The organism is Paracoccus aerodenitrificans, from assembly GCF_027913215.1.
Taxonomy (GTDB): domain Bacteria; phylum Pseudomonadota; class Alphaproteobacteria; order Rhodobacterales; family Rhodobacteraceae; genus Paracoccus; species Paracoccus aerodenitrificans.
Genome location: NZ_CP115784.1, coordinates 1007773 through 1029449, shown reverse-complemented (window position 1 = coordinate 1029449; position 21677 = coordinate 1007773). Strand labels below are relative to the sequence as shown.

Here is a 21677-nt window from a genome sequence, read left to right as displayed (position 1 = left end):
AACGTTTCGCCAGAGGTTAACGCAGCATCTAGGCCCGCGCCAGAAATTCCGTGACGGCACGGCGGACAGGACGTCCCTCGGCCCGGGCAAGGTCAATCACCTCGCGCAATTCGGTCAGGCTGATCTTGCGCAGCAAATGCTTCACCGGCCCGATAGAGGCTGGCCGCATGGATAGTCGCCGTATCCCAAGTGCCGCGAACGTCACCGCCTCGACCGGACGCCCGGCATCTTCTCCGCAGAAGGACAGAGAGACGCCCGCTTCATTGCACCGCGCGATGATCTGATCCAGCAGGGCCAGGAAAGGCTCGCTCAGCGTGTCATAGCGGCGGCGCACCCGCTCATTCTCGCGGTCGGCGGCGAAGAAGAACTGCTTCAGATCGTTCCCGCCAATCGAAACGAAATCGCAGGCGCGGAAGAAGGAAGGCGGCGCGAAGGCCAGAGACGGTGTCTCAAGCATGGTGCCGACCCGGATATCAACCGGCAAAGGACGATCCATCTGCTGAGCGCGGGCCATTTCCTCCATCAGCATTTTCTGGGCTATATGATATTCCGAAGGCTCAGCCACAAAGGGGAACATCACATGCAGCGGACGCCCCGCTGCAGCACGGATCAGCGCCTGCAACTGCATGCGCAGCACGCCGCGCTTGTCCAGCCCGACACGAATCGCCCGCCAGCCCATTGCCGGATTCGGCTCATCCTGCGGTTTCATATAGGGCAGCACCTTGTCCGACCCGATATCGACCGTGCGAAACACCACCGGACGACCCTTGGCGGCATCCAGCACGCGCGAATACATCTCGGCAAGCTCGGACCGGCGCGGAACGCGGGTGCGGGTCAGGAACTGCAGTTCGGTCCGGAACAGCCCGACCCCCTCTGCGCCCGAGTTCTCCATGCTTGGCAGATCGGCCATCAGCCCGGCATTCATGAACAGCTCTGTGCGCGTGCCGCAGGTCGAGGTAGCGGGCAGATCGCGCAGCCCGGCATAGCGCGACTGCGCCTCGGCCTGCATGGCGATCTTGTCGCGGAAGGCGGCGGCCACGCTTTCCTCGGGACGCAGATGCACCGTTCCGGCATCGCCATCGACAAGGATCATGTCGCCATTCAGCGCCTCAGAGGTGATGCGGCTGGCGTGTATCACCAGCGGAATCGCCAGCGCCCGCGCCACGATGGCCGCATGGCTGCCGACACTGCCTTCTTCCAGCACAACGCCTTTCAGCTTGCGCCCGTAATCCAACAGATCCGCAGGCCCGATATTGCGGGCGATCAGGATCGGGTTTTCCGGCATCTCGGCACCGGTATCGCTGCCCTGCCCGGTCAGGATCCTCAGCAAGCGATTGGACAGATCGTCCAGATCATGCAGCCTGTCGCGCAAATAGGGGTCCGCGGCCATTTCCAGCCTTGCCCGTGCCTGCGACTGTTCTTTCTCGACAGCGGCTTCGGCGGACAGACCGAGATCGATATCCTCCTCCATCCGCTTCAGCCACGACCGCGAATGCGCGAACAGGCGATAGGCTTCCAGCACCTGCGCATGATCGCTGTCCGCAACCATATCGGCTTCGGCCAGCATCGTATCGACCCGCGTCCGCAACGTCGCGACCGCATCCAGCAAACGCGCCTTTTCCTTCTTCGGATCGTCACCGACCGGATTGGCGACGACAACACGCGGCTCATGCAGCCAGACATGCCCCTCGGCAGAGCCTTCCTGCACACCGGTGCCACGGAAAAAACTGGGGAAACGATGGGCCAGAGGCAGGCTGTCTTCGGCAGTGCCAAGAAACGCGCCCAGTTCCGCCATTTCGGCCAGAACCATCGCCACAACCTCAAGCCCGTAGACATCGTCATCAGTGAATTGCCGCGCCTCGCGCGACTGCACCACCAATACGCCAAGCTTTTCGCCCACACGCTGAATCGGCAGGCCAAGAAATGAGGAATACACCTCTTCCCCCGTCTCGGGCATGAAGCGGAAACCCGGCTCGGCCGGAGCATTCGCGGTGTTGATGAACCGCCCGGTTCGCGCCACCCGCCCGACCAGCCCTTCGCCCAGACGCAGCCTGGTCTGGTGGACAGATTCGGCCTTCAGCCCCTCGGTCGCGCAAAGTTCCAGCGTGTCGGCATCCCGGAACAGATAGATCGAGCACACCTCGGTTCCCATCGAATCCGCGATGTGATGGGTGATGCTGTCCAGACGATCCTGACTCGCCCCGGCGGAACCGAGCGTATCGCGCAGCCGCCTCAGCAAACGCCGTGAATCACTGTCCTTGCGAAGCGCCATCGCCCCCTGCCCTGTCGCGCACATGGCGCTGCTTACGCGGATTTCTCCAGTTCGAAGGCATCATGAAGCGCCTGAACCGCAAGTTCCATGTATTTCCGGTCGATGAGCACCGAGATCTTGATCTCGGACGTCGAAATCACCTTGATATTGATGTTTTCATCGGCAAGTGCCCGGAACATACGCGCGGCGACCCCGGCATGCGAGCGCATGCCGATCCCGACCACGCTGACCTTGGCGACATCCGTATCGACGATCAGTTCATCATACTGGATCGAGCCAGACTGACGCGCATCCTCCATCGCCTTTTTGGCCCGCTCGACCTGATTGATCGGGCAGGAAAAGGTCATATCCGTGACCGAACCCTTGTGATGTTCGAAATTCTTCTCGGAAATATTCTGAACGATCATATCCACATTCACGCCGGCCTCGGCCAGAGGCGCGAAAATCGCAGCGGAAATACCGGGCCGGTCCTCGACCGTCACAAGGGTGATTTTGGCCTCGTCACGCGAAAAAGCAACGCCGTTAACGACTTTCGATTCCATGATATCATCCTCATCGCAGACCAGAGTGCCGGATTCGTCATCCGTATCCTCGAACGAGGACAGCACCCGCAGGCGGACATTATAACGCATCGCCAGCTCGACCGAGCGGGTCTGCAGGACCTTCGCCCCCAGACTGGCAAGTTCCAGCATTTCCTCAAAGGCGATCCGGCGCAGCTTTCGCGCCTTCGACGTGATACGCGGATCGGTCGTATAAACACCGTCCACATCAGTATAGATATCGCAGCGCTCCGCGTCAAAAGCGGCGGCAAAGGCAACGGCGGTGGTGTCGGACCCGCCCCGGCCCAATGTGGTGATCCGGCCATCCGGCCCGATCCCCTGAAAACCGGCGATCACGGCAACCTTGAAGCCTTCGGCAAATTTATGATCCAGATTAGTCCGCGGAATATCGACGAAACGCGCCGCCGAATGCTGATCCGTGGTGTTGATCGGCACCTGCCATCCCTGCCAGGATCGTGCGGGCACACCGGCCTCCTGAAGCGTCAGCGCCATCAGCCCGGCGGTCACATTCTCGCCCGAACTGACCACCGCATCATATTCACGCGCATCGAAAAACGCAGAGGTCTGCTCGACCCAGCCAACCAGCTCATTCGTTTTCCCGGACATGGCACTGACGATCACAATGACATCATAGCCACGCTCAACCTCACGCTTCACCTTCTCGGCGGCGTTTCTGATCCGGTCCAGATCGGCGACCGATGTGCCGCCGAATTTCATCACCAGCAAGGGCATGCTGTCCCTCCACCCGACCCCGCAACCGGGGTTTTCAAATCCGCAACCTTCTATGGCGGTGCAGAACCACGCGCAAGCCCGCGCACGGAACAAGATGAAAAATCGCTCATCACCCTGAAATTACATCCGGATTTTTCAGAAAAGAAGGGCAGCCCCGACGGACCGCCCTTCACACTGGATGAAATATCCCGGGGTCCGGGGCAGCGCCCCGGTCCGGCGGTTCCGTCAGTCGCGGCCCTTATAGATATCGACCAGTTTCCCCAGCATCTCCAGCGCATCCTCACGCGACCGCTGGAAGCTGTTACGGCCGATGATCGACCCATTGCCGCCGCCGTCACGGATGGCGCGTGCATCGTCATAGACCGCATTCGCTCCCTTTGCCGCGCCGCCCGAGAAGACCACGATCCGGCGACCGCCGAAAGCGGCCTCCATGCAATGCGCCACGCGCTTGGCCTGGGTCGAGACGTCAATCCCCTGCGCCTCATAGACCTTTTTCGCGTCCTTGTTTTCCAGATGATCGGTGGACAGCTTGATCTTGATGATATGCGCCCCGAGCAGCGCCGCGATCTGGGCGGCATAGGCCGCGATGTCGATGGCGGTTTCGCCGTCCTTGCTGATCGCCTCGCCCCGCGGATAGGACCAGATGACGGTCGGGATCCCGACAGCAGCCGCCTCGGCCCGCATCTCGGAAATTTCCTCGAACATATCAAGCGCCATGTCCGAGCCCGGATAGATCGTGAACCCGATGGCCGAGCACCCCAGACGCAGCGCGTCCTGCACGGTTGCCGTTACTGCCTGATTCTTGCCTGCCGTATCCGACATGAGGCTGTTGGCGCTGTTGCATTTCAGAATCGTCGGGATCTGCCCCGCGAATGTGTCCGCACCCGCCTCCAGCATCCCGAGCGGTGCCGCAAACGCATTCAGACCCGCATCGACGGCCAGTTTATAGTGATAATGGGGATCGTAACCTGCCGGGTTCGGCGCAAAGCTGCGTGCCGGGCCATGCTCGAACCCCTGATCGACCGGCAGGATGATCATCTTGCCAGTGCCGCCGAGCTTACCCTCCATAAGCATACGGCAGAGATTGCCCTTCACGCCGGGATTCTCGCCCTCATAATTGGCAAGGATCTTCTTAACGATGTTATTGACCTTCATGGCGTCCCCTGAATCTGATGTCTCACCGGGTCTTATCAGAGGAATGGCAGGCGGCAATCTTCGTTATCGGTAACGGAAAAATGTTAGCGACCGAGATCGGGAAGCCTGTCATTGCGACGGCTGGTCAAAACGGCACGAACTGAGTGGGGGCTGCCTGCCCCCACACCCCCGGAGGTATTTGGACACTGAAGATGAGGATCTTCGCGAGATCGCTTTTCCGATGAGGGCCAGAAGGGAAAACGATGGCGCGGTTGACGGGGCTCGAACCCGCGACCCCCGGCGTGACAGGCCGGTACTCTAACCAACTGAGCTACAACCGCGCATCATTGTCGGGCGATGGTGATGGCGCGGTTGACGGGGCTCGAACCCGCGACCCCCGGCGTGACAGGCCGGTACTCTAACCAACTGAGCTACAACCGCATGCTCACCAACCCCGGCATGATCGCCCGCCGGGGTAGCGGGGATTTACGCGCAGAGACCCGGGCCGTCAAGCAAGGAATCGGAAAAATCCGACTCTCATTTCCGCGCCGGACTGATCCGTCCCCCGCAGACAGGCGCAGGGGCATCGGTTGTCGCGGGGCCCGAGATCGGCAGCCCGCGCAGCACCCGCACGGCAAGCCAGCCAAATGCCTGCGCTTCCAGCATGTCGCCATCCAGCCCCACAGCCTCGACTGGCTCGGCCGTGCAGGGCAGCGTTTCCGACAATGCCTGCATGATCGCCGCATTATGCCGCCCGCCCCCGCAGACCAGCAATCGCGCGGGCGAGGCGGGGAGATGATCGAGACCCGCCGCAACCGAGGCGGCAAGCGCCACCACCAGAGTCGCCGCAGCATCGGCATCCGGCAGGGCCTTGACCGCTTCCGAAAGCCCTGCAAATGCATCCCGGTCCAGCGATTTCGGCGGGGTACGGGCGAAATAGGGATGCCGCAGAAAATCGGCAACGATCCGCGCATCCGCCCTGCCCCGCGCCGCAAGCGCCCCGCCATCGTCCCGCGCGCCGAGCCCCCGCGCCCGCATCAGATCGTTGATCGGCGCATTGGCGGGGCCGGTATCGAAGGCGATACAGCCGGTCTCCGGTCCCCCTGCCGCCGGGTCCACCCAGGTCAGATTGCCCACCCCGCCGAGGTTCAGAAACACGACCGGCACGGCCTCCATCCGCCCTTCCCGAATTGCCCAATCGGCGCAGGCCCAATGGAAAAACGGAGCCAGCGGCGCACCCTGCCCGCCCTGCCGCACATCCTCGGTACGGAAATCCCAGACAACGCGGCGGCCTGTCTGCCGCGCCAGCTCTGCGCCTGATCCCGCCTGATGCGTACCGCGCCCACCCGGATCATGGGCAAGCGTCTGGCCGTGATAGCCGATCAGCTCTGCCTCGGGGAAATCCGCTGCAAGCGCTGCATGGGCGGCGACCGACAGCGCGGCGGCCTCGGTCACGCCATCATCGCCCGGCCAACGGCCAAGCGCTGCATGCAGAATCTCGGCCTCATTGCAGGAATAGGCGCGATAGCCCGACCGCCCGAACCCGCCGATACGCTGCCCATCCGTGTCGATCAGCGCCGCATCCACCCCGTCCAGAGATGTCCCCGACATCATCCCCAAAGCGCGGATCATCCCATGTTTCATGGCTTTTCCTTCCTTCTCCGCCCCGGTATATCCGGCCCATTGAGAAGGAAAAACCCATGACTCCGACCCCAAAATCCGACTTTCTGCGCATTATCATGGAGCGCGGCTTTCTGGCCGACTGCACCGATCTGACCGCGCTTGACGACGCTTTGATCGAGGGGCCGGTCACAGCATATATCGGCTATGACGCCACGGCGGCCAGTCTGCATGTCGGGCATCTGCTGAACATCATGCTGCTTCGCTGGTTCCAGAAAACCGGCCACCGCCCGATCACCCTGATGGGCGGCGGCACAACCAAAGTAGGCGACCCGTCCTTCCGTTCGGATGAGAGGCCCTTGCTGGGGCCGGAGCAGATCCAGTCGAATATCGACGGGATGCAAAAGGTTTTCGCGCAATATCTCGATTACGGCGAGAATGGCGCAATGATGCTGAACAATGCCGAGTGGCTGGACGGGCTGAACTATCTGGATTTCCTGCGCGATATCGGGCGGCATTTCAGCGTCAACCGGATGCTGTCCTTCGAATCGGTGAAATCCCGGCTGGATCGCGAACAATCGCTGAGCTTCCTCGAATTCAACTACATGATCCTTCAGGCCTATGATTTCCTTGAGCAATACCGGCGTTACGAGTGCCGCTTGCAGATGGGCGGCTCGGATCAGTGGGGCAATATCGTGAACGGCGTCGATCTGACGCGCCGGGTGCTGGATCAGGAAGTGTGGGGGCTGACGACGCCGCTGCTGACCACCTCGGACGGGCGCAAGATGGGCAAGTCGCAGGGCGGCGCGATCTGGCTGAACGGGGATATGCTGTCGCCTTACGAATTCTGGCAGTTCTGGCGCAATACCACCGATGCCGATGTCGGACGTTTCCTGAAGCTCTATACCGAATTGCCGGTCGATGAATGCGACAGGCTGGGGGCGCTTCAGGGGTCCGAGATCAATGAGGGCAAGATCCGTCTGGCCAATGAGGTAACGACGCTTCTGCATGGCGCCGAGGCCGCCGCATCCGCCGAAGCCACTGCTCGTGAGGTCTTCGAGCAAGGCGGCGCCGGCGGCGATCTGGAGGTGGTGACGATTGCACCCGACGCCCTGCCCATTTCGGTCGTGCAATTGCTGACCCAGACCGGCATCACCGGATCGGGCAAAGAGGCCAAGCGCCTGATCTCCGAAGGTGGCTTGCGGCTGAATAATGAGGCGGTCGCCGATCCTCAGACCCAGCTGGATGCCGCCGCGATCGGCGACGGGCTGAAGATCTCGGTCGGCAAGAAGAAGCACCGCATGGTGCAGATCGGCTGATCGGTTAGCAGAAACATCCGGCAAGCATTCGGGGAAACTGAAGACGCAGTCCGACCGGAAGCGCTCGATCGGGGAATGCTACATATATTCCTCGTCACGGTCCTTGTGACCGGGATCACGCAGAGCAAAGTCGAAACCGAAACTGAGCAAGACAAAAGCCGCAGGCAAAAACAATATACCAACGACCCAGGCATCCAGATGAAGAATTCTGCACGTGATTGGAATCATCATATCCGGAAGCCAAAGCAGTTGTGCATAATAAGCGTCCACTGACCCATCCGCACCCTGCGCAGACAGGCCAAGCAGATGTCCGATTTCCCGGGCGTGTTCAACGCCATCCACCTCAAGATGACCGAGCCCCCAATAACCAAGCCATATTCCTGCGATTAGAACAGACAGCGACATCAGGAGAACGATAGCAAGCCGAAACAGAATATTTTTATAGAACACTGCGCATGCCTAGGTTTGATTTTTCGAATAGAATCAGGGTCATTAAAACTGACACAAAAATGACACACATGCCTGAGCTATTGCTGCATATTAGATATATCTTTAACTAAATCTTAGCTTAACTTATCCGCACAGTACAACAAGAGCGCGTTGATAAAAACAATAGGCGCATTTCAGGCCATTGCTCGATTGGCGCTGTAAGCACTGGTGCAGATATTACGCCGGAGCCAAGATTTCGTCGCGTCACCCTGCTTCTTGCAGCGCTGCGCCTCGGCAAATCACTGGATTTGTGATCACAGTTTTTATCGCTGTGATCACAAGACGGTTTTTTTTGCCCTGCACGTACGTCAGATGCAAAAGACGGTTCATCCCCGCTCTCTTATATGCAAGACAGACTGACAAACCGTATCAACGAGAGGTTTGCCATGAACATCCATGAATATCAGGCCAAGTCGCTGCTGCGCGACTATGGCGTTCCGGTCAGCGACGGCCGCGTCGTGACCCGTGCCGAGGACGCCAAGCGCGCCGCAAGCGAACTGGACGGCCCGCTTTGGGTGGTGAAAGCCCAGATCCATGCCGGCGGTCGCGGCAAGGGTAAATTCAAGGAATCCGCCGCAGGTGACAAAGGCGGCGTCCGGCTGGCCAAATCCACCTCGGAAGCGGAAGAGATGACCCGCCAGATGCTGGGCCGCACGCTGGTCACGCACCAGACGGGCGAAGCCGGCAAGCAGGTCAACCGCATCTATATCGAAGACGGCTCGGATATCGAAACCGAACTGTATCTGGCCCTGCTGGTCGACCGTCAAACCAGCCGCGTCAGCTTCGTCGCCTCGACCGAAGGCGGCATGGATATCGAAGAAGTCGCCGCCTCAACCCCGGAAAAGATCGTCAGCTTCAGCGTCGATCCGGCCTCGGGCCTGTCCGATTTCCACGGCCGCCGCGTCGCCTTCGCCCTTGGGCTGAAGGGCCAGTTGGTCAAGCAATGCGTCAAGCTGGTCAAGGATCTCTATCGCCTCTTCATCGAGAAGGACATGGAGATGCTGGAGATCAACCCGCTGATCGTCACCACTGACGGCAACCTCAAGGCGCTCGACGCCAAGATGGGCTTCGACAATAACGCCCTGTACCGCCATGACGACATCTTCGCCCTGCGCGACGAGACCGAGGAAGATCCGAAGGAACTCGCCGCCTCGAAATACGACCTGAACTATATCGCGCTCGACGGCGAGATCGGCTGCATGGTGAACGGTGCGGGTCTGGCGATGGCGACGATGGACATCATCAAGCTGTATGGTGCGGAACCGGCGAACTTCCTGGATGTCGGCGGTGGCGCGACCAAGGACAAGGTGACCGAGGCGTTCAAGATCATCACCTCGGACGAAAACGTCAAAGGCATTCTGGTGAACATCTTCGGCGGCATCATGCGCTGCGACATCATCGCGGAAGGCATCGTCGCCGCCGTGAAAGAGGTCGGGTTGAAAGTGCCGCTGGTGGTGCGTCTGGAAGGCACCAATGTCGAGGAAGGCAAGCGGATCATCAACGAATCCGGGCTGGACGTGATCGCAGCGGACGACCTGAAAGACGGCGCAGAAAAAATCGTTAAAGCGGTGAAAGGATAATCCCGATGGCGATCCTCGTAGACAAGAACACCAAAGTCATCACCCAGGGCATCACCGGCTCGCAGGGGACGTTCCACACCGAACAGGCGATTGCTTACGGCACACAGGTCGTCGGCGGCGTGACCCCCGGCAAGGGCGGGACCGAGCATCTGGACCTGCCGGTTTTCAACTCGGTCCATGAGGCCGTGGCAAAGACCGGCGCGACGGCAAGCGCGATCTATGTGCCACCGCCTTTCGCGGCGGATTCGATCCTTGAGGCCATCGATGCCGAGATCCCGCTGATCGTGGCGATCACCGAAGGTATTCCGGTTCTGGACATGATGCGCGTCAAGCGTGCGCTTGAAGGCAGCGCCAGCCGTCTGATCGGGCCGAACTGCCCCGGCATCATGACCCCCGACGAATGCAAGATCGGCATCATGCCTGGTTCCATCTTCAAGCGTGGCAGCGTCGGCGTTGTGTCGCGTTCCGGCACGCTGACCTATGAGGCGGTGAAACAGACCTCGGATGTCGGACTTGGCCAATCCTCGGCGGTCGGCATCGGTGGCGACCCTATCAAGGGGATGGAGCATATCGACGTGTTGCGCATGTTCCTCGACGATGACGAAACCGAATCCATCATCATGATCGGCGAGATCGGCGGCAGCGCCGAAGAAGAAGCGGCCGAGTTCCTTGCCGAGCAGAAGAAGAAGGGCAAGTGGAAACCGACCGCAGGCTTCATCGCCGGACGCACGGCCCCTCCGGGCCGCCGCATGGGTCACGCCGGTGCCATCGTCTCGGGCGGCAAGGGCGACGCGGAATCCAAGATCGAAGCCATGAAATCGGCCGGGATCGTCGTTGCCGAAAGCCCCGCTCAGCTTGGCGAGGCCGTGCTTCAGGCGATCAAGGGCTGATGATTTGACAGGCCGCATCCCCGGACTAACTATGGGGGTGCGGCAAACCGCAAAACCCAGGTGGATATGATGAACGCCCGCCCAGATCACGCAGCGCCTGTCCCGGTTTCCGGGTCTGTGCGCTTTGTGCCTGCGGCGCTGTTCGCGACAACGGTGTTTGGTCTGTCCTCATGCGGTCCGGGAAATACTGACGAAATCCTGCGCGGCGGCGTTCCGGCCAGTACTAATCTGCCCCTTGCGACCAATCTTCCGCCCGAATCCGTGCGCACCGTAGCCCGGCGCAATTTCGGCTGGCGGCTGATCTATCTTCCCGCATCCGCTCCGATGGATGCCGAGCAACGCGCCGCATCCGCTTTATGCGGGCTGGAAAGACGCCGCGTGTCGAATGTTCTGCCCGCACCGCAGGTCGCCGCAGGGGATGATCCCGGCACGCGCAAGATCGACATTTTCTGTGTGTGAGGCAGGGATGAGCGATCAGGACCGCACAGGACGAGGACGGATCGGCGGCACCGCATGGCGCAGCAGCAATCCCATGCGCTCTGCCCTGCCCGAAGCACAGCCAGAATATGCAGGGCATCGGCCCTCCGCCCCCGGAATGGGGCCGGTTCAGTCGATACGCAGCGTGATCTCGAAATATATCCGCTTCTCGGGCCGCGCGCGCCGGTCGGAATATTGGTGGTGGGTCCTTGCAACCACGATCCTTGCCGCTCTGGTCGGCATGATCGAGGCAGGTCTCGGAATGCTGCCAGCCGATGCCAGTTTCGGTGAGGGGCCGCTCTCTGCCGTGGCGGGCCTTGTCGTCTTGCTGCCAAGCCTGACCGTCACCGTGCGGCGTCTGCACGATACGGATCGCAGCGGCTGGTGGCTTCTGGCCCCATTGATCCCGGTGGTGGCCGTCATCCTGCTGGTGCAGGTCGCGGCCATTTCCGGCGCGGCCTCTGCGCCCCCCTCGTTAACGCTTGTTGTGGCGATCCTCTATGCCGGGATCGCCCTCTCTCTTATCCTTTCGCTGATAATACTTATCTGGACTGTGCGGAAATCGCAGCCCGGGACCAACCGCTTCGGGCCAAGCCCGCTGGAGCAAGATCAATGACCGAACAACCCAAAAACACCGAGTTTCACGATTCGTCCTTCCTGCAGGGACATAATGCCGAGTATGTCGAACAGCTTTACGGTCAATGGGCCCGCGACCCGAAAGCGGTCGATGCCGCATGGGACCGCTTTTTCGCCGGGCTTGGCGACGACGCGGCGGATGCCAAGGCCGAGGCAGCGGGTCCAAGCTGGAAACGCGCGGACTGGCCGCCGACCGCCAATGGCGAGCTGACCGCCGCGCTGACCGGCGAATGGCCGATGACCTCCGAGGCCGAAGCGAATGCCGCGATGGAGAAAATCGCCGCCAAAGCGACCGAGAAGGGCAAGGAAATCACCCCGGACGCCATGCGTCAGGCAGTGCTCGATTCGATCCGTGCGCTGATGCTGATCCGCGCCTACCGGATCCGCGGCCATCTTCACGCCGATCTTGATCCGCTGGGGCTGCGCGAAGTTCCCGACCACGGAGAGCTTCACCCCGAGACTTACGGCTTCAGCGAGTCCGACATGGATCGCCCGATCTTCATCGACAACGTGCTGGGGCTGGAAATCGCCTCGATGCGCGAAATCAAGGAGATCATGGCCCGCACTTATTGCGGTACGTTTGCGCTGCAATACATGCATATCTCGAACCCCGAGGAAGCCGCATGGCTGAAGGAACGGATCGAGGGTTACGGCAAGGAAATCGCCTTCACCCAGAATGGCCGCCGCGCCATCCTGAACAAGCTGGTCGAGGCTGAAGGGTTCGAGAAATTCCTGCATGTAAAATACATGGGAACCAAGCGTTTCGGCCTTGATGGCGGTGAATCGCTGATCCCGGCAATGGAACAGATCATCAAGCGCGGCGGTGCGCTCGGCGTGAAGGAAATCGTCATCGGCATGCCGCACCGGGGCCGCCTCTCCGTGCTGGCCAATGTGTTGAGCAAACCCTATCGCGCGATCTTCCACGAATTTCAGGGCGGCAGCTTCAAACCGGAAGAGGTCGATGGCTCGGGTGACGTGAAATATCACCTCGGCGCGTCCTCGGACCGTGAATTCGACGGCAATACCGTGCACCTGTCGCTGACCGCCAACCCCTCGCATCTTGAGGCCGTCAATCCGGTCGTTCTCGGCAAGGCACGGGCCAAGGGCGATCAGCTTGGCGACCGGACCGACCGCACCGGCGTCTTGCCGATCCTGCTGCATGGCGATGCGGCTTTCGCCGGTCAGGGCATCGTCGCGGAATGCCTTCAGCTTTCCGGCATTCGCGGCCACCGCACCGGCGGGACGATCCATATCGTCGTGAACAACCAGATCGGCTTCACCACCGCACCGCATTTCAGCCGTACCTCGCCCTATCCGACCGATATAGCTCTGATGGTCGAGGCGCCGATTTTCCACGTCAATGGCGACGATCCCGAAGCGGTTGTCCACGCCGCCAAGGTCGCGACCGAGTTCCGCCAGAAATTCCACAAGGACGTGGTCATCGACATTTTCTGCTATCGCCGCTTCGGTCACAACGAAGGCGATGAGCCGATGTTCACCAACCCGGCGATGTACAAGGAGATCAAGGGCCACAAGACGACCCTTCAGCTTTACACCGACCGGCTGGTCGCTGACGGGCTGATCCCCGAAGGCGAGATCGAGGATATGAAATCCGCCTTCCAGGCCCATCTCTCCGAGGAATTCGACCTCGGCAAGAACTTCAAGCCCAACAAGGCCGACTGGCTGGACGGGAAATGGACCGGATTCGAGAAAGAGGGCGAGGAATATGTCCGCGGCGATACCGGCATCCCCAAGGAGGCGATGGAGGAAATCGGCCGCGCCCTGACCACCGCGCCCGAGGATATCAATCTGCACAAGACCGTCGGTCGGCTGATCGAGGCGAAGAAGAAGATGTTCGAAACCGGCGAGGGTTTCGACTGGGCCACGGGCGAGGCGCTCGCCTTCGGATCGCTGCTTCTGGAAGGCCATCCGGTCCGCCTGACCGGGCAGGATTCCACCCGCGGCACGTTCAGCCACCGCCACTCGGCCTTCGTCGATCAGGTCAACGAAGACCGCTATTACCCGCTGAACAATATCCGCGAGGGTCAGGCCCGGTATGAGGTGCATGATTCCATGCTCTCGGAATATGCGGTGCTCGGCTTCGAATATGGCTATTCCCTGGCCGAGCCGAACGCGCTGACCATGTGGGAAGCCCAGTTCGGCGATTTCGCCAATGGTGCGCAGATCATGTTCGACCAGTTCATTTCCTCGGGCGAAAAGAAATGGCTGCGCATGTCGGGTCTGGTGATGCTTCTGCCGCATGGCTATGAAGGTCAGGGGCCGGAACACTCATCGGCGCGTCTGGAACGCTTCCTGCAAATGTGCGCCGAGGATAACTGGATCGTCGCGAATTGCTCGACCCCGGCGAATTTCTTCCACATCCTGCGCCGCCAGATCCACCGCCAGTTCCGCAAGCCTCTGGTCATCATGACCCCGAAATCGCTGCTGCGTCACCCGCTGGCCGTGTCCGATGCCGAGGAATTCCAGACCGGATCAACCTTCCACCGGGTGCTGCATGACGACGCGGAACGGGGCCGCTCGGATACGAAACTGGTCGCGGATGACAAGATCCGCCGTCTCGTGATCTGCTCGGGCAAGGTCTATTACGATCTGCTGAAGGAACGCGACGAGCGCGGCATCGACGATATCTATCTGATGCGGCTGGAACAGTTCTATCCGTTCCCAAACCAGTCCCTGCTGAAGGATATGGGCCGTTTCACTCAGGCGGAAATCGTCTGGTGTCAGGAAGAACCCAAGAATCAGGGCGCGTGGAGCTTTGTCGAACCCAATCTGGAATGGGTGCTCGGCAAGCTTGAAGCCAAATATCTCCGCGCCCGCTATGTCGGACGCCACGCTGCGGCTTCGGTCGCGACGGGGCTTGCCTCACGCCACAAAGCTGAACAACAGGCGCTGATCGACGAAGCGCTGACCATCGAGGAATAGTCATGACAACCGAAGTCCGCGTTCCCACTCTGGGCGAATCCGTGACCGAAGCCACTGTCGCCACCTGGTTCAAGCAGGTCGGCGACACGGTTTCGGCAGATGAAATGCTGTGTGAGCTGGAAACCGACAAGGTCACGGTCGAGGTGCCCGCCCCCGCCGCCGGTGTGCTGGCCGAAATCGTCGCCGCCGAAGGCGAAACGGTCGGTGTCGATGCGCTGCTGGCACAGATCGACGAATCCGGCAAGGGTGCCTCGTCGGGCGGCAGGAAACAGGACAAGCAGGATGGGGGTTCTGCCAAGGCGGCCAAGGACGGCGCCGAAGACGACGCCCCCAAAAAAGAAGCGCAAAAAGGACAGAAGAATATGAGCGGAAATTCCGTTGACGTCATGGTGCCCTCTCTTGGTGAATCGGTCACCGAGGCAACCGTCGCCACCTGGTTCAAGAAAGTCGGCGATCAGGTCGAGGCAGACGAAATGCTGTGCGAACTGGAAACCGACAAGGTCTCGGTCGAGGTTCCCGCCCCCGCTGCGGGCGTGCTGGCCGAAATCCTCGCCGAGGAAGGCGACACGGTCGATGCCTCGGCAAAGCTGGCCGTCATTACCGAAGGCGCATCGGGCGGAAAATCCCGAAGCAAATCCGCGCCCGAGCCAGAGGCCGAAGGCGACGGCGATGACGACACTGCCAGCGATGTCGGTTCTCCGGGTGCCGGTCCCGAAGATACCAAAAAGCGCAAGGACGATGTCGAGGACGCGCCCTCCGCCAAGAAGGCAATGGCCGAACAGAACATCGACCGCGATCAGGTTCAGGGCTCGGGCAAGGATGGCCGTGTCATGAAAGAGGACGTGGCCAAGGCGAAATCCGGCGGCGACAAGACCCCCGCCAAAGCGCCTGCCAAGGCACCCGCATCCGCCGATCAGGCCGGGCGCGAGGAACGCGTCAAGATGACCCGCCTGCGCCAGACCATCGCCCGCCGTCTGAAGGACGCGCAGAACACCGCCGCCATGCTGACCACCTATAATGAGGCGGACATGAAGGCGATCATGGATCTGCGCAACGAATACAAGGACCAGTTCGAGAAGAAGCACGGCGTCAAGCTGGGTTTCATGTCCTTCTTCGTGAAGGCCTGTTGCCACGCGCTGAACGAAGTCCCCGAGGTGAATGCCGAGATCGACGGAACCGAGGTTGTCTACAAGAACTACGTCAATATGGGCGTGGCCGTCGGCACCCCGAACGGTCTGGTCGTCCCGGTCGTGCCCGACGCCGACCAGAAAAGCTTCGCCGCGATCGAGAAAGAAATCGGCGAGCTTGGCAAGAAAGGCCGCGACGGCAAGCTGACGATGGACGAAATGCAGGGCGGCACCTTCACCATCTCGAATGGCGGCGTCTATGGCTCGCTGATGTCCTCACCGATCCTGAACCCGCCGCAATCGGGCATTCTGGGCATGCACAAGATCCAGGACCGCCCGATGGTCGTCGGCGGCGAAATCGTCATTCGCCCGATGATGTATCTGGCGCTGTCCTACGATCACCGCATCGTGGATGGCAAAGGCGCGGTGACCTTCCTCGTCCGCGTCAAAGAGGCGCTGGAAGATCCGCGCCGCCTGCTGATGGATCTGTAACTCAGCCCCTCGACGACTGCTTTATCACCAACGAGCGCGGCAGGTCTTGCCGCGCTCTGTTTTTATCGCAAGATACCGACCTTGACTGTCAGCGCCTTACGCCTGCGCCGGATATTTCCTCTGGCACAGCGCTGATCCAGCTTGGCGGCAGATGATCAGTGCAGGAATTCATCATGCAAATACGCGACGCGACGGAAGACGATATCCGCGCCATTCTCTCAATCTACAATGATGCGGTGATCAACTCGACCGCCACCTGGAACGAAACCCCGGTCGATGCGGCGAACCGCCGCGCGTGGCTGGCTGACCGGCAGCAATCGGGCTATCCGGTGCTGGTTGCCGTTTCCTCAGAGGGTGATGTGCTTGGCTATGCCTCTTTCGGGGATTGGCGGGCCTTTGACGGCTATCGTCACACAGTCGAGCATTCCGTCTATGTCGCAAAAGATGGACGGGGTGCCGGTCTGGGCGGGGCTCTGATGCGTGAGTTGATCGCGCGGGCGCGAGGGATGGGAAAACATGTCATGGTCGCCGGGATCGAGGCCGGGAATATTGCCTCGATCAGGCTGCATGAGAGGCTGGGGTTTCAGCATGTCGGCCTGCTGCCTCAGGTCGGGGCCAAGTTCGGACGCTGGCTCGATCTTGCCTTCCTGCAACTGGCTCTGGACGACCGGCAGCAGCCGGATGCGGGCAAGGATTGACGGGCATATGCCATGTGTACAGGCTGTGTACATCCGGTGCACATGTTTCGCCCCCCTTCGCAGCATAAGGAAAAGATATGACCAATCCGCGCCACTTGGTCGGAGTCGTCAGCCGTAATCACGTCATGATCGGTGTCAGAGCCGGTTTCGCCATGCTGAATCACGGCAAGCTTGCGCCGCTGAAACGGCTCAGCCCCGGGGACACGCTGATTTATTACTCTCCGAAAACAGCCTACCCGGATGGCGAGACGCTGCAAGCCTTCACGGCCCTTGGCACGGTCCGGGATGCACCGCCCTATCAGGCCGAAATGCGGCCCGGCATGATGGGTTTCCGTCGCGATATCGACTGGGTGGACGCAACCGAAACGCCAGTCGCCTCGTTGAGAAGCATGCTTGAATTCACCCGTGGAAACTGGGGCATGCTGGCCCGCCGCGGGCTGTTCGAAATTTCAGAGGCGGATGGCCGCACCATCCGCAGCGCCATGCTGAAGGAGTAAGCGATGCAGATGCTCATCAACTACAAGATCTCGGATTACGCCAAGTTCAAATCCGCCTTTGACGGCGACTCAGAGGATCGCAGCAATAACGGGCTCAGCCTGCTGCAACTCTGGCGTGAGAGCAACTCAAGCGCATGGGCGCTGTTCGATCTGCATGACGCGAAAAAGGCCCGTGATTATCTGGACGGCGCAGCGGGTGCATTCAACTCTTTGGCCGGGGTCAGCTCTGCCGAGGCGCATACGCTGGAAACGGCCTGAGCATGACGACCGAACTGACCGTACTGGCTCTGGCAGCGCTGCTTCAGGCCTGCCAGTTCGCCATCTTCGCCGTCCGCGCCAATCTGGAACTGGGACCGGCAGTCACGATGGGGCCGCGCGACAAGCCGGTCGCCATGTCAGCAGTCACGGGACGGTTGCAAAGGGCGCTGAGCAACCATTTCGAGGGGTTGAGCCTGTTCACCATCGCCGTGGTCGTGGTGACACTGGGCGAGGCGCAATCGGGGCTGACCGCCATCTGTGCCTGGCTTTATCTGATCGCGCGGGTGCTTTATGTACCGGCCTATGCGTTGGGCTGGACGCCGTGGCGCTCGGTCATCTTTGCCGTTGGCTTCTTCGCCACCATGATCATGATCCTTGCCGCCTTGTTCTGATACTGATCGGATCATGAGATATTGATGATATATTACAAGGACATCACATGGCCGCCGAACTGACGGTACTTGCCCTCGCGGCGTTGTTGCAGGCGTTCCAGATCGGTCTGGCCGGAATGGTCATGAACTCCGATGTGGGTGCGACGTGGAATACCGGCCCGCGCGACAGCCAGCCCGAATTCTCGGCCCTGACCGGAAGGCTGCGCCGGGCGGTGAATAATCACTTCGAGGGGCTGGTTTTCTTCACCATCGCCGTTGTCGTCGTCACCGCGTCGGGACAGGAAAGCGCCGTTACGGCGGCATCTGCGTGGATCTATCTTCTGGCGCGGGTGCTGTATATTCCCGCCTATGCGCTTGGCTGGTCACCCTGGCGCAGCGTGATCTGGGCCTGTGGTTTCATGGCGTCTCTGGTGATGCTGTTTGCGACCCTGTTCTGAAGCCCGGCCAGTTGGCGAAAGCAGGCGCGGCGGCAGGACAGCACCCCTCGCGATCTTGCGAAAACTTTCCGGTAATTTACAGGTGAAACCGCCTGCGCCCTTGTGTAAGCACAACACAAGCCCCTGCTTGTAACGCGGCAAGGCGGACAGAATTCTGAAGGAGATCTTTATGTCCAGCTACGACCTCATCGTCATCGGCGCCGGCCCCGGCGGTTATGTATGCGCCATTCGCGCCGCTCAGCTTGGCCTCAAGACGGCTGTGATCGAGGGGCGCGGAACTCTGGGCGGCACCTGCCTGAATGTCGGCTGCATCCCGTCAAAGGCACTGCTTCACGCCTCGCATATGTTCCACGAGGCGGGACATAATTTCGAGAAAATGGGCCTGATGGGCGAAGAACCCTCGGTCGACTGGACGATCATGCAGTCCTACAAGGCCGAAACGGTCGAGACGAATACCAAGGGGATCGAGTTCCTGTTCAAGAAGAACAAGATCGACTGGATCAAGGGGTGGGCCGAGATCACTGCGCCGGGCAAGGTGAAAGTGGGCGAGGACAGCTATGAGACGAAGAATATCGTCATCGCCACCGGCTCCGAACCAAGCCCGCTGAAAGGCGTCGAGATAGACAATGCGGGCGGTGTCATCGTGGATTCGACCGGTGCGCTGACCCTGCCGAAGCTGCCGAAGACCATGATCGTCATCGGCGCGGGTGTGATCGGGCTTGAGCTTGGATCGGTTTATGCCCGTCTCGGGGCCGAGGTTACGGTGATCGAATATCTGGACGCGGTTACTCCCGGCATGGATGCCGAGGTTCAGAAGCAGTTCCAGAAAATCCTTGGCAAACAGGGCATGAAATTCGTCCTCGGCGCAGCCGTTCAGTCCGCGACAATGACCGACGGCACGGCGAAAGTGACCTATAAGCTGCGCAAGGATGACAGCGAGCAGACAGCCGAGGCCGATGTGGTCCTGCTGGCCACGGGCCGCCGCCCCTATATCGAGGGTCTGGGGCTGGACAAGGCCGGTGTCGAGCTGACCGATCGCGGTCAGGTGAAGATCGACGATCATTGGGCGACCAGCGTCAAGGGCATCTATGCGATCGGCGATGCCGTTCCCGGCCCGATGCTGGCCCATAAGGCCGAAGATGAGGGCATGGCCGTGGCCGAAATCATCGCAGGCAAGGCCGGACATGTGAATTACGATGTCATTCCAAGTGTGATTTACACCTCTCCCGAAGTCGCGAGCGTCGGACTGACCGAGGCCGCCGCGAAAGAGACCGGGCGCAAGGTGAAAACCGGGAAATTCCCCTTCCTCGGCAATGCGCGCGCCAAGGCGATGTTCCAAGGCGATGGTTTCGTGAAGATCGTGGCCGATGCCGAAACCGACCGGATTCTGGGCTGCCATATCATCGGACCGAATGCGGGCGAGATGATCCATGAAATCTGCGTCGCGATGGAGTTCGGGGCCTCGGCAGAGGATGTGGCGCTGACCTGTCACGCCCATCCGACCACCTCGGAAGCGGTGCGCGAGGCGGCACTGGCGCTTGGAGATGGCCCGATCCATGTCTGAGCGCGGCCTCAGGGGGGCGCTGCCCCCCGGCCTGACGGCCTCCCCACGGGATATTTCCGCCAGTGTGATAAGCCGGAGAGGGGCGCTGCTTGGCCTGCTGACACTGGCGGCATGCGGCGGCGGGCCGGGCGAGGCACCGGAGGTTGCTGTAACGCAGTCGCTGTATCCCGGTGAGACGCCGGAAATGCGGCGCAAGATCAATTACTGGTCCTCTTATCACGGTATTCCGGCCTCGCTGATGCACAAGGTGGTACAGCGCGAGTCGGATTATCGTGCCAATGCCCGCAACGGGCCTTATTACGGGCTGATGCAGATCCTGCCCCAGACAGCGCGGACGATGGGATATCGCGGGTCCCCGGCAGGGCTTCTCGATGCCGATACGAATCTGAACTATGCCGGGAAATATCTGCGCGGCGCCTATATTGTCGCGGACGGCAATCAGGACGAGGCGGTGATGTGGTATGCGCGTGGCTATTACTATGAGGCGAAGCGCAAGGGCCTGCTTGAAGAAACGGGGCTGAGAAGCTGATGCGCCGGCTCCTTGTCCTGCTTGCGGTCCTGGTGGCATATGCATTGCCCGCAACCGCGCAGGACAACCGGCCAGAGCTGCGTTTCTTCAGGATCGGCAACGGATCGACCGCAGGCACATATTACCCCATCGGCGGAATCATCGCGGCGGCGATTTCCAACCCGCCCGGCGCTGCGGAATGCAGCGATGGCGGGTATTGTGGGGTTCCGGGATTGCTGGCCTCGGCCGTGGCTTCGGCCGGGTCTGTCGAGAATGTCGAGGCGATCGGGAAAGGCGCATTGGAATCGGGCTTCGCGCAGGCCGATGTCGCCTATTGGGCGCAGACCGGCACGGGCAATTTCGCCGGACTGCCTGCCATCGCCAATCTTCGCGCCATTGCAAGCCTCTATCCCGAAACGCTGCATATCGTCGCGCGGAAGGATGCCGGGGTGGAGACGCTGGCGGATCTTCGCGGCAAGCGGGTCTCGCTGGATGAACCCGGCTCGGGGACTCTGGTGGATGCGCGGCTGGTGCTGGATGCTGCCGGGCTGAAGGATGAGGATATGACCGTCCTGCATCTGCCCGCCGCGCGTGCCGCCGCCGCAATGCAGGCCGGAGAGCTCGATGTGTTTTTCTTTGTCGGCGGTTATCCTGCTCCGGCGATCAGTCAGCTTGCCGGTCAGGCGGATGTGACTCTGGTCCCTGTCAGCGATGAGGTCGTCGCCAGGCTGACCGGACCCCGCGCCTTCTTCCTGCCCGGCACATTGCCCCGGGGGGCCTATCGTGGGGTCGAACAGGATGTCGCGACGCTGTCGGTCGGGGCGCTGTGGCTGACAGCCGCAGAGCAGCCGGACGATCTGATCTATGCGATCACCCGGGTCCTGTGGAACGATTACACGATGCGCCAGCTTGCCTATGGCCATCCGGTCGGGCGACGCATCATCCGCAATAACGCCTTGAACGGTATCGCGATTCCGTTACATCCTGGGGCTGAAAGATATTACCGTGAGGCAGGATTGCTGAAATAGAGGCCCTGTCGGCCTTGCATGGCT

General features: G+C 60.9%; 21 protein-coding genes and 2 tRNA genes. 15 read left to right on the top strand and 8 right to left on the bottom strand.

Annotation, left to right across the window (positions count from 1 at the left end; genetic code table 11):
• Positions 1 to 28: 28 nt before the first annotated feature.
• From ptsP to PAE61_RS06500, 6 genes are all read right to left on the bottom strand, one after another.
• Positions 29 to 2272, bottom strand: a complete 2244-nt coding sequence (ptsP, locus tag PAE61_RS06525) for a phosphoenolpyruvate--protein phosphotransferase (RefSeq protein WP_271114526.1) — start codon at positions 2270 to 2272, stop codon at positions 29 to 31.
• Between the two features lie 32 nt (positions 2273 to 2304).
• Positions 2305 to 3564: an aspartate kinase gene (locus tag PAE61_RS06520; protein WP_271114525.1), complete on the bottom strand. Its 1260-nt coding sequence runs from the start codon at positions 3562 to 3564 to the stop codon at positions 2305 to 2307.
• A gap of 225 nt (positions 3565 to 3789) precedes the next feature.
• Positions 3790 to 4719 (bottom strand): class I fructose-bisphosphate aldolase, encoded by a 930-nt coding sequence (locus PAE61_RS06515; RefSeq protein WP_271114524.1) that lies wholly within the window; start codon positions 4717 to 4719, stop codon positions 3790 to 3792.
• A gap of 243 nt (positions 4720 to 4962) precedes the next feature.
• A tRNA-Asp gene (locus tag PAE61_RS06510) sits at positions 4963 to 5039 on the bottom strand.
• A gap of 23 nt (positions 5040 to 5062) precedes the next feature.
• Positions 5063 to 5139: transfer RNA gene (locus tag PAE61_RS06505), tRNA-Asp, on the bottom strand.
• Between the two features lie 96 nt (positions 5140 to 5235).
• Complete coding sequence (locus PAE61_RS06500) at positions 5236 to 6342, bottom strand: anhydro-N-acetylmuramic acid kinase (protein WP_271114523.1); 1107 nt, start codon at positions 6340 to 6342, stop codon at positions 5236 to 5238.
• 56 nt (positions 6343 to 6398) lie between these two features.
• Here PAE61_RS06500 and tyrS point away from each other — a divergent pair, with 56 nt between their 5' ends.
• A complete protein-coding gene (gene tyrS / locus PAE61_RS06495; RefSeq protein WP_271114522.1) occupies positions 6399 to 7637 on the top strand; it encodes a tyrosine--tRNA ligase in 1239 nt (412 codons plus the stop codon).
• Positions 7638 to 7715: 78 nt separating this feature from the next.
• Here the strand turns inward: tyrS and PAE61_RS06490 are convergent, their stop codons facing one another.
• Both PAE61_RS06490 and PAE61_RS06485 read right to left on the bottom strand, forming a co-directional pair.
• Positions 7716 to 8087 (bottom strand): hypothetical protein, encoded by a 372-nt coding sequence (locus tag PAE61_RS06490; protein ID WP_271114521.1) that lies wholly within the window; start codon positions 8085 to 8087, stop codon positions 7716 to 7718.
• A gap of 243 nt (positions 8088 to 8330) precedes the next feature.
• Entirely contained in the window at positions 8331 to 8456 is a 126-nt protein-coding gene (locus PAE61_RS06485) for a hypothetical protein (RefSeq protein WP_271114520.1), read from the bottom strand.
• A 56-nt stretch (positions 8457 to 8512) separates the two neighbouring features.
• On the opposite strand from PAE61_RS06485, the gene sucC reads away from it, so the two are divergent.
• From sucC to PAE61_RS06415, 14 genes are all read left to right on the top strand, one after another.
• A complete protein-coding gene (gene sucC / locus PAE61_RS06480) occupies positions 8513 to 9706 on the top strand; it encodes an ADP-forming succinate--CoA ligase subunit beta (protein WP_271114519.1) in 1194 nt (397 codons plus the stop codon).
• Between the two features lie 5 nt (positions 9707 to 9711).
• Positions 9712 to 10596 (top strand): succinate--CoA ligase subunit alpha, encoded by an 885-nt coding sequence (sucD, locus tag PAE61_RS06475; RefSeq protein ID WP_271114518.1) that lies wholly within the window; start codon positions 9712 to 9714, stop codon positions 10594 to 10596.
• A gap of 69 nt (positions 10597 to 10665) precedes the next feature.
• A complete protein-coding gene (locus PAE61_RS06470; protein WP_271114517.1) occupies positions 10666 to 11055 on the top strand; it encodes a hypothetical protein in 390 nt (129 codons plus the stop codon).
• A gap of 7 nt (positions 11056 to 11062) precedes the next feature.
• Positions 11063 to 11689, top strand: coding sequence for a DUF805 domain-containing protein (locus tag PAE61_RS06465; RefSeq protein ID WP_271114516.1), 627 nt, complete (start codon positions 11063 to 11065; stop codon positions 11687 to 11689).
• Positions 11686 to 14652 carry a 2-oxoglutarate dehydrogenase E1 component gene (locus PAE61_RS06460; protein ID WP_271114515.1) on the top strand — a complete coding sequence of 989 codons (2967 nt, stop codon included), beginning with the start codon at positions 11686 to 11688 and terminating at the stop codon, positions 14650 to 14652. Before PAE61_RS06465 ends, PAE61_RS06460 begins: the two co-directional genes overlap by 4 nt.
• A gap of 2 nt (positions 14653 to 14654) precedes the next feature.
• Positions 14655 to 16271, top strand: coding sequence for a 2-oxoglutarate dehydrogenase complex dihydrolipoyllysine-residue succinyltransferase (gene odhB, locus PAE61_RS06455; RefSeq protein ID WP_271114514.1), 1617 nt, complete (start codon positions 14655 to 14657; stop codon positions 16269 to 16271).
• A gap of 173 nt (positions 16272 to 16444) precedes the next feature.
• Positions 16445 to 16969 carry a GNAT family N-acetyltransferase gene (locus tag PAE61_RS06450; protein ID WP_271114513.1) on the top strand — a complete coding sequence of 175 codons (525 nt, stop codon included), beginning with the start codon at positions 16445 to 16447 and terminating at the stop codon, positions 16967 to 16969.
• 77 nt (positions 16970 to 17046) lie between these two features.
• Positions 17047 to 17466 (top strand): EVE domain-containing protein, encoded by a 420-nt coding sequence (locus PAE61_RS06445; RefSeq protein ID WP_271114512.1) that lies wholly within the window; start codon positions 17047 to 17049, stop codon positions 17464 to 17466.
• 3 nt (positions 17467 to 17469) lie between these two features.
• Positions 17470 to 17724: a hypothetical protein gene (locus tag PAE61_RS06440; RefSeq protein WP_271114511.1), complete on the top strand. Its 255-nt coding sequence runs from the start codon at positions 17470 to 17472 to the stop codon at positions 17722 to 17724.
• A gap of 2 nt (positions 17725 to 17726) precedes the next feature.
• Positions 17727 to 18116: an MAPEG family protein gene (locus PAE61_RS06435; protein WP_271114510.1), complete on the top strand. Its 390-nt coding sequence runs from the start codon at positions 17727 to 17729 to the stop codon at positions 18114 to 18116.
• Positions 18117 to 18163: 47 nt separating this feature from the next.
• Positions 18164 to 18553, top strand: coding sequence for an MAPEG family protein (locus tag PAE61_RS06430; RefSeq protein WP_271114509.1), 390 nt, complete (start codon positions 18164 to 18166; stop codon positions 18551 to 18553).
• Positions 18554 to 18722: 169 nt separating this feature from the next.
• Positions 18723 to 20117 (top strand): dihydrolipoyl dehydrogenase, encoded by a 1395-nt coding sequence (gene lpdA / locus PAE61_RS06425; RefSeq protein WP_271114508.1) that lies wholly within the window; start codon positions 18723 to 18725, stop codon positions 20115 to 20117.
• The gene (locus tag PAE61_RS06420; protein ID WP_271114507.1) at positions 20110 to 20646 is read left to right on the top strand and encodes a lytic transglycosylase domain-containing protein; all 537 of its coding nucleotides are present in this window, start codon (positions 20110 to 20112) and stop codon (positions 20644 to 20646) included. Before lpdA ends, PAE61_RS06420 begins: the two co-directional genes overlap by 8 nt.
• Positions 20646 to 21653 (top strand): TAXI family TRAP transporter solute-binding subunit, encoded by a 1008-nt coding sequence (locus PAE61_RS06415; protein ID WP_271114506.1) that lies wholly within the window; start codon positions 20646 to 20648, stop codon positions 21651 to 21653. The genes PAE61_RS06420 and PAE61_RS06415 overlap by 1 nt, the downstream gene beginning before the upstream one ends.
• Positions 21654 to 21677: the final 24 nt, after the last annotated feature.